Genomic DNA, 4,515 nt, shown 5'->3' on the forward strand with positions numbered 1-4,515 from the left:
GTTGTATAAAAAACTTTTCTTTGTCTCTTGATTCAGAGAAAAAGTATTACAACTATCTACACGATAATCTATGAATATCTCTTTTTATATTTTTCCAAAGCTTTGATAGTTAAATTTTCAAATAAAGCTTTATCCTCTTTAATGTTACCCTGAATAGCAACTTGGAGATATTTTATAAACATATCTTCTTCCATTTCTTCAAAAATAGGACTATACAATTCTTTACTAATCAAACTTAAAGCTAAAAGATTGATGAGCTTTGTAGATTTTATAAGCGGAATATTAGCAATAATCTTTTCTAAATCTTTAATGTCTAACTCTCCATACTGTTCGTTTAATTTTGCACTTTTTTGATTCATTTGCAATTCTTTTAAAACTTTATCAAGAGTTTTTAAAACATTTTGATATTCAAATGCTAAAGGATTCTTTTCATCGCTTTGATTTAAAAAACTATTATCTATTTTTTCTTCTATAAAAGCATAATCAGTCTTACTCTCAATAAGTTCTTTTATGTTTTCTTTTTCTTTAAAATCAAATTGAACCTTACCTCTAGGCTTTAAAAGTCCTTCATCTATCTCATCACACTTTTCAATGTTGTCAAGCTTTTCTTTGCTTCTTAAAAATTCCTCATTGATTTCTTTATAATCCACAAAACGAAATTGAACATTTGAAATTCTAAAAATATCACCTTTATTAATAACAGTTTCAAAACCACCTTGCATTTTAGAAAAAGATTCATTATAAAAAACAGCAGCATCTCCCACAGGAGCAATGGTAAAAAATCCTTCTTCAAAACCTATTCTTAGATGTTTATTTTGTATTTTGTTTTCTTTGTCTTGCACACAAAAAGAACATTGAGAATCACTCCCTATAAACCCGCCTTCTTTATCAAAAACATATGCTTTATCTCTAGTCAAAATTTCTTCTAAACTTTCGATAATGACTCCAATTTTTTCCTCATTATCTACCATTAATTATTTCCTCCTATTGTAATACGTTCTACAATTTTTATCTGACGAAGTGCATTAAGAATTTGATGAACTTCTGAAGCACCATTAATCAATTTAAAATCAAAATATAATTTTTCATTATTGTTAAAAATTACACTATACATACCATTATTTTGATTTTCTTTTAAAAACCTATACCAAGCCCATTCACCATTATATGTTTTATGATATTTTAAACTTGAATTATGGTAATCAAAAACTGTCAAATTCAAATTTGTATTGCCATTAAACTGCTCCCCAACAATTTGTAGAGTAGAATTTAAAGTATGGTCATATCTTACATTATAAGAATTGTATTGTAATTCTATAAAAGAGAAATCACCGCTTAAATCTAAACTTTGTAATGTAAAATTAACTTTTATATTATCATTTGAATTTAACATTAAATTTGCAAGATTTTTAGACTCTCTCATAAAATCTAAAAAATTCTTAGAAAAATTTATTCTAACATCAGATTGTGTATTTAAGGAATAAGTATCCGTTTTTTTAATTAGCACAGAATTTAAATATTTGTCATAAAATCTATTAAGAGTCCCATTCCTACCAAAAAATCCTTTAAAAGAATCCATACTTAATTCTTGTACACTTTCATCGTTAAAAGGGTAAAAAGGAGCAATATCGTTAATAAAGGGTGTATAAACTTCATTAAACCAAGCAGTATTAAATAAAGAAACTCCGTGAGACTCTACAAGATTCCAAGCATATAAATGCAATTTTGCATAATATTTTTCTAATTCTGGTGGAAGTTTTTTAATATCATTAGTAAATGCTACAAAAGGGTCATCTTGTTCTTTTCCACGATGAAGTGCATAGGCTATCTTATTTTCAATGCTTTGAGTATTATTTGTACTAAATTCTACAATCTTGGTTTGAATATTTTTAATGTCTAAACCAAGAACTTCCATAATTTTTACATCGTTATTGATATTAAGCCCTACTGCTGAAGCTCCAGAATTTAGAAAAGAATCTTGCTTAGCAATTTTATGATAAGGATTAAAAAAATTGGTAATATTGCTAAAATGTGTTTTAATCTCATTAGCGTTAAGCCCTATATTATAAGCTTCTCTAAGTAAAGAGGCTTCATTTAACTTAGTATTAGTGCTAACAATTTTAATTAAAGCTAATACAGGATTATCCTCTTTAGATAAAATATTAAGCTGATTGAGCATTGATTCTTTAGAATTATATTGTTTTGGTGCAAGAGAGGAAAGCAAATCTTCCCATTTATTTTGATATTCAACTAAATACAATTTGAGTATGCCTATAGAAAGCACACCTTTATTTTCTTTTGTCAAGCTATCAGTGCTTTCAAGCATCCACGATTCTGTATTTATCATAGTATCTATATTTTGATTGAGATTTTGTAAAAATCCTATCATTCCATTTCTCGTGTAGATTTTGTCTATGGAAGTTATTTTGCTTGATTCTGTAAAAACATTATTCGCAGCAAAACCTAACTCCTCTTTAATTCTATAAATTTCTTTTTGTTTATCACTATTGAGGAAATTTAGTAAAATATAGAGTCTTTGCGGTCTTGTTGTTGTTCTTTGTAATGCTTTAATTGCTAATTCTATACTCTTTTCATCTTTATTAGAACTCTCTATATTAATCTTTTGAATCCCATCAATTCCATTTAAGAAATTTTCCTTAGAAATATTGTACTTACTCAATAACTGCCAATTTTCATTAATCCAAATTTTAAGCAAATTTTTATTCAAATATTCTTGTTCAAACAAGGATTTATACATATATAATGTTTTTATTAAATTATCTTTATCGTCCTCATCAGTCTGTAAAATATATTCCATTTCCTTAAGCAAAGTGTTTTTAAGCACATCTTCATTCAATTTATAATACAATTCTTGAGCTTCTAAAAACCCTCTGTACGATATATTTAAACTTGGGTATTGTATGAGATTGTTATTTGTTGAAAGTTCAGGATAAACCCCTAAAATGTTTTTTAAATTCGCAAGCAAGTTTGCCCTTTCTTCTATACTAAGCTCTTTATAATCTGTATCACTTAATAAAACCCGCAATGCGATTAAAGTATTTTCTGCCTTTTCTTTTTCTGCCTTATCCTTAGAAATAAAATAAAAAGACAAAAAGTAAGTACTTAAACTTATAATTGATACGAGGAATAATAAAGAAAACTTTTTAAAAATATTTTTCATACTGCTCAAAGAATAATCTTTAAAAATAATATCCTCTAACAAAGATTTCACAAAGTAACTCTGCTTACTATATAGAGGATTTGTTTTCGCCAATGCTTTTTTAATATTGTATTTTTCACACACACTATCAAGCAAAAAGTTTCTAGGAATGTTTTCCTGATAAGCGCTTACAAAATACACTCCTCTTAAAAAAGAATTATTTTTGAATGCACTTTCATTTTGTATTTCTAATAGAAAGTTTTTTGCTAAAGCAAATAAATTATCAAACTGCTTTAAGAAAAGATAAATTTTGTTTTTATCTTCTAAAGAATAAATAAAATGATTTTTATTAATAAAATTAAGAAACAAAGACTGACTTAACTGCTTTAGTTCTTTATCTAGAATATCAGCATTTAATTTTTCTTTAAAACTAATACCTAAAGCTGCATCAGCTATGTTTTCACTAAAAATTTCAAAAAATTCTTTCATACCCTCTAACAAATCAATCTTAGAAAAAACTACATAAATAGGGAATTTAAGATTAAGAGAATTTTCACAATCATTTATCCTCTTTACAAAATAACGAATAATATCTTTCGAATACTCTTTGGGATTGCTTAAAAATAGCCTCGTATCTATTACTAAAACTATGCCATCAAGTTTGCTATGAAAAAAGTTTTTATTTAAAAAGTTTAAAAAATTCATCCAAATATTTTTTTTAATCAAAAATTCTTTATTTTTATCTAAATCATCTTCTGGAAGCTCATCGCTGCTTGATGGGATAAAAAACTTTTCTTGAGAAAAATAATTTCCCTCTGTATCAAGCAAAGCTCCATTTTTAGAAACATATAAAGAAAAGTTATTTGTAGATTGATGAAATTTCTTATAAGATTGCAAACTATCATTTAAGGGATATTCTATATTAGAATAATTGATAAAAGTACTTTTCCCAGCACCTTCTTCTCCCACAATAATAATTAAAGGCAATTTTTTAAATTTTATTTTCTTTTTCCAAGTTGTCTTGGCATCTCGCAAAGAAATAAAAAAATTTCTTTTAGCTCTGAACACAAAATCATTAGTTTCTTTTTTCAAGGCTTTCAATTTTGCTCTTTTTTCACTTTTGAGCGAAATAAAAAAATTAATGGTTGGTTTAAGGAAGAAAAACAAAAAAACAATAAGCCATAGTATAAATAGAATTCCAAATCTTAAATATGGATTCCCAAAAATATAAACATCATTAAACGATATTGAAACACCCCAAAACCAAAATAATATACTCAAAACAATAAAAAATATGAGCAACAACAGAACAACAAACAACTTAGACTTTATAAAACCAAGAATTTTTTTAAACA

The 4,515-nt window shown here is 26.2% G+C and carries 2 protein-coding genes; both read right to left on the bottom strand.

What is annotated here, in order from left to right; translation table 11 throughout:
- Nucleotides 1-68: 68 nt before the first annotated feature.
- Nucleotides 69-971, bottom strand: a complete 903-nt coding sequence (locus OQH62_RS08280; RefSeq protein ID WP_266016062.1) for an FHA domain-containing protein — start codon at nucleotides 969-971, stop codon at nucleotides 69-71.
- On the bottom strand, nucleotides 971-4,515 hold a 3,545-nt coding region (gene tssM, locus OQH62_RS08285), incomplete at its 5' end, for a type VI secretion system membrane subunit TssM (RefSeq protein ID WP_266016064.1). The genes tssM and OQH62_RS08280, both read right to left, overlap by 1 nt.

This window comes from Campylobacter sp. MIT 21-1684 (genome assembly GCF_026241315.1).
Taxonomy (GTDB): domain Bacteria; phylum Campylobacterota; class Campylobacteria; order Campylobacterales; family Campylobacteraceae; genus Campylobacter_D.

Coding starts and splice junctions, on each gene's coding strand:
- OQH62_RS08280 (WP_266016062.1), bottom strand. CDS start 971: ATGGTAGATAATGAGGAAAAAATTGGAGTCATTATCGAAAGTTTAGAA.